This window comes from Campylobacter sp. RM12654, assembly GCF_020137585.1.
GTDB lineage: Bacteria > Campylobacterota > Campylobacteria > Campylobacterales > Campylobacteraceae > Campylobacter_E.
Window position 1 is genome coordinate 1 of the sequence record NZ_JACGAR010000042.1, and the last position, 4,591, is coordinate 4,591.

Annotated in this window: 6 protein-coding genes; 4 read left to right on the forward strand and 2 right to left on the reverse strand. The window is 23.3% G+C overall.

Going from position 1 to position 4,591, the window contains the following annotated elements; all coding sequences use genetic code 11:
- Nucleotides 1–85: 85 nt before the first annotated feature.
- A complete protein-coding gene (locus AVBRAN12654_RS09095) occupies nt 86–859 on the forward strand; it encodes a hypothetical protein (protein ID WP_336614350.1) in 774 nt (257 codons plus the stop codon).
- Complete coding sequence (locus AVBRAN12654_RS09100; RefSeq protein ID WP_336614351.1) at nt 856–1,605, forward strand: hypothetical protein; 750 nt, start codon at nt 856–858, stop codon at nt 1,603–1,605. Before AVBRAN12654_RS09095 ends, AVBRAN12654_RS09100 begins: the two co-directional genes overlap by 4 nt.
- A gap of 28 nt (nt 1,606–1,633) precedes the next feature.
- On the opposite strand, the gene AVBRAN12654_RS09105 is transcribed toward AVBRAN12654_RS09100, so the two are convergent.
- A complete protein-coding gene (locus tag AVBRAN12654_RS09105) occupies nt 1,634–2,587 on the reverse strand; it encodes a hypothetical protein (RefSeq protein ID WP_336614352.1) in 954 nt (317 codons plus the stop codon).
- 65 nt (nt 2,588–2,652) lie between these two features.
- Between AVBRAN12654_RS09105 and glsA the strand changes: the two genes are divergently transcribed.
- Both glsA and AVBRAN12654_RS09115 read left to right on the forward strand, forming a co-directional pair.
- Entirely contained in the window at nt 2,653–3,564 is a 912-nt protein-coding gene (gene glsA / locus AVBRAN12654_RS09110; protein ID WP_214116793.1) for a glutaminase A, read from the forward strand.
- Nucleotides 3,565–3,678: 114 nt separating this feature from the next.
- Nucleotides 3,679–4,161 (forward strand): hypothetical protein, encoded by a 483-nt coding sequence (locus tag AVBRAN12654_RS09115; RefSeq protein ID WP_336614353.1) that lies wholly within the window; start codon nt 3,679–3,681, stop codon nt 4,159–4,161.
- Between the two features lie 101 nt (nt 4,162–4,262).
- On the opposite strand, the gene AVBRAN12654_RS09120 is transcribed toward AVBRAN12654_RS09115, so the two are convergent.
- On the reverse strand, nt 4,263–4,591 hold a 329-nt coding region (locus AVBRAN12654_RS09120), incomplete at its 5' end, for a BspA family leucine-rich repeat surface protein (protein ID WP_336614354.1).

The window sequence follows — 4,591 nt, forward strand, 5'->3', positions numbered from 1 at the left end:
CGGAAGCTTAAATAATGATAAAGAATTTAAAGCATATATAATAGATGAAGTGCTAGGAGAATACATATAAACAAAAGGAGATTTTATGATAGAAAAAAGTATTATAAAAATTGTGATTTCAATTGTAATATTGTCTATTTGTTGTTTTTTATTTACGATAATTTTTTTTGTATATGATACTTTTTATATGTTTTTATCAATCACACAAGCACCTTATGGAAGTTTATTAGGCTCAATATTTATTATACCTTTATGTTTTTTAACTCATATAATATATAGCAAGATATCAAAAGAGTTATGTTTAATATTTTTATCTATTATGTTTTGTTTTTCTTATATTCCTATTTGGACTTTATCAATAGGCGGAATAATAGCTTTGATTTTGCCATTTATGTATTATTATTTATTAGTAATGTTATATAAGAAATTCTTTAAAAGTAAATCAAGTTTTATAGGCAATACGCAGTTTAAATTAGATTTTAAAACTATACAAATTGATAACGAAATTTATGAAAAATATAAAATAAATGAAGCACTTGCTAAATATAATATACAAGATACCATATTCAACACAAAAACAATACTACTTAATAAAGAGCTTGATTGCTTTTTTATTGATTGTGATTTAAATTCAAATAGAATATTTTGGATTTTAAAATATAAAACAGATATTATTAAAATACTTCTTGTGCATAAAAAGCGTTTATCAACTGATACTGCTATATTTGTAATCATAGATATTGCGGGTAATAATTTACTTAGCGAAGAAGAAGTGATTTATTTATTAAAAGAAATCTTAGATATTTATAATCAAGATAAACAAGTAAAATACACATTATTAGATAAAAAATTTAAATGATTAAAGAAATTTTAAAATTCATAATTATATTTACTTTAACTCTTATAAATGCTGTTTTTATATATCTTGCAATTAAATCTTGTTTTATTGAAAATTATTTGTTTTTAATGTTTGTTTATATGTTTGTTCATTATTTTGTTTTATCAATGAAGTATTTTTATGATAAATCAAAATTTTTTGCTATTGTTTTATTTAGTTTAATTTCGCTTATTTTTGTAGTAGAAAATTGGCTATATTTTATGATTTTTATCGCTATTTATATCCTTGTAATTTATATATTACAACTAAGAGAAGTTGATACAAACAATGCGATTTATGTGATTAATCCAAAAAGATTTGATTTAGTTCATATAACTTTTGGATTTTTAATGCTGCTTTCATTTATTAGTATTGTAAGCTTTTTAAAAGATGAATTAATTATTTATAAAATAATCGGCGTAGTAATTATATTATGCACTTTAATTATATTTTGTGGTGTTAAAAGAGTGATTTGCTATGAAGATTACTTGGTATTTGTAAAAGGCTTAGGAGTTAGCAAAATAAAATATGATGATATTAAGGAATATTATTTTTTTAAAACAAATTTTAAAAATACTATAAGAATTTTTTTAAAGCGAAAAAGATTTAAGATTTTTTATAAATCTTATGAGCTTTCCTTTAATAAATTTAATAAAAGCGATTTAGAAAAATTAGAAAAATTAATCAATAAAAATGAAAATAAACAAAGAAAATCATTATGGATTTAAAAGCGTTAGGACTGATTGCGGGGTAAAACTATTTGTTTTGTTGCTTTTTTATATAGTCTTTATCTAATTCATAATGCTTATTTTTATCTACAATGTATTCTAAAGTTTCGTTAATGTTTTTTCTAAAAAATACTTTTAAGCTAAATTTTGCTTTTTGATCATTATATGGAACTGAAAATACCATATTTTTGGTTTGATAAATAGTATATATTTTAAAATCTTGCATAATATAGATTATTAGATTTGTAGCTACTCTAAAAGTATTTTTTGAAATTCCTAAGATGAATTCTATTAACATATCTTTATTTTGCTCGTTAGCTTGTATGACTTTATCTGTATAAAATGCTACACTAGTGCTAAAAATAGGCTGAAAGCTTTTGTATTTAAACAAAATATCATTTTTATCAATTTCAATTCTAGCTTTATAAAAATTATTATCTTGTGCTATGTTTTGTTTGATAACAACTAACACATCTATAAAAAATTTATTCTCATCTTCTATTATAAAAAAATTATTTTCTTTAATAAATTTAAGTTTTTTTCTTATATTTGAAGTTAATAAAATAGTAAAGCAATAAGCTAAAAATGGTAAAAAATATGCCAAAAAACTCCCGTGTAAATTCCAATATCTAGTATATGAATAAACATATTTTGCATAATAAAAATAATCTAAACCTATGTAGGTGAGTAATATTAAAAATAAAAATTTGATGAAATTACAAAAAATCTTTGAATATTCATAATATATTGTAAAATTATTTTTCATAAAAGTCGCATTTATACTGATTTTGCTTGTTGATTTTATTTGATTGATTTTTTCATTTGCTTCTTGATTTATATACTCTTTATCATTTGCTAAAATTCTTAAAAACATTATAAAGCAACCATATATTACAATAATTACAAATAAAGTAATGCTAAGTGCTAAATGTCTAATAAATAAATCAGGATTTATAAAAAATGATTTTATGCTATCAAGCAATTTTGCCCCTTAATTTGATATATTATAATAATTATAAAATTATATTTTAATTATAGGATTTAAATATGCAAGAGTTGTTAGATAGATTAGTAAAAGATAATATTAAATATACAAAATTAGGAAGATTGGCAAATTATATCCCAGAGCTTAGCAAGGCTAAATTAGACGCTTTGGGAGTTTGCGTGATTGATAAGGATTATAATGTTTTTTGCTCGGGTGATAGTGAGCTAAGGTTTAGTATTCAAAGTGTTTCTAAAATAGTTACTTTAATGTTAGCTTTATTAGATAATGACTATGAGTATGTATTCTCAAAAGTAGGTGTTGAGCCTACAGGAGATGCTTTTAATTCAATTATGAAACTTGAAACATCAAACAATAAAAAGCCATTTAATCCAATGATAAACGCAGGTGCTATTGCAGTTGCTTCTATGATTAAAGGCAAAAATGCTGAAGAGAGATTTAATAGAGTGCTTGAGTTTTTTCGTTTGATTACTGATGATAATGAAGCGTCATTAAGCACTAAAATATACGAAAGCGAAAATAAAACAGGCAATAAAAATAGAGCCTTAGCGTATTTTATGAAAAATGATGGGATTATTAGTGATGATGTTGAGGTGGCTTTAGAAGTTTATTTTAAACAATGTTCAATACTAGCTAACACAAAAAGCCTAGCTAAATTAGGATTATTTTTAGCTAATGATGGGCTTAAAGATGGTAAGCAAGTAGTTAGTAAAAAAATAGCTAGAACGATTAAGAGTTTAATGCTAACTTGTGGAACTTACGATTTATCAGGAGAAATAGCTGTAAGGGTAGGACTTCCATGTAAAAGTGGTGTGGGCGGTGGTATGGTATCGCTTGTCCCTAGAGAATTTGGAATAGGTGTTTATGGGCCAGCACTTGATAGCAAGGGTAATTCAATAGGTGGTGTTAGGATATTAGAGGGTTTATCTAAAGCTTTAGATTTATCAATTTTTTAAATTAATCTAAAATAATTAAAAGTATCTAGTATTTTTGTGCTTTATATTTTGAGTTTTAAGATTTAAATTCTTATAATTTCACTATATTAATTTGCATATTTTATAAGGGCTAATGTGATAGAATGGATATATAATAAATTAATAAAAGTTTTTGTTGCAACTTGCTTTAAAGTTTTAATATTTATTGTTTTATTATATGTAATTTCTTGGTCTTTTTTAATGTTATATATGGATACTTTTATACTTACTTTAATACCATTAAGATACTTATTGCCATGGTTTTTTATAGATGACGATGATGCTTATGCTCGAGGTTTTTTGTTAGGCTTGTTGTTGCTTATGATATGGAGTTATTTTAGTATATCTGCGACTAAAATCTATTGTAAAAATATTATTAATTTTTATAAAGGCGAGAAAGATTTAGGCTTTTTATTTTATTTTACCTTATTTAGTATTCTAAATGCGTTTTTTAAATTTTGCTTTTTAAAATTAGGAGATATTCACAATAGCACTTTAACTCTTGCTATTGCTTTAATATCTACGATTTTAATTTATTTTTATATAAATTATACGATTAAGAAAAGAAAATCATATTAAAAAACATTTACAAGCTTTAACGATATTACAAGGATAATTGAAAAATAAGAATTTGAAATTCCTATTTCAAATTCTTAAATCTTTTTATGTTTTTTAACATATCAATACCAATTAGGCAATTGCTCTAAACTATCGCAATCTTGAAATATACCTTTCATTTTAACAAAATCTACAATATTAAAATCAAGTATTTGATTAAAATTATAACAACCGCTAAACATATAACTCATATCGGTTACTTTTGAAGTATCAAAAATTAAAGCTTGATTGAAACGTGAACACTTAAAAAACATATAACTCATATCGGTTACTTTTGAAGTATCAAAACTTAAAGCTTGATTGAAATTCTTGCAAACAGCAAACATACTTCTCATATTAATTACACTTGAAGTATCAAAGTTTAATGGTTGATTGAATTTAAAACACACTT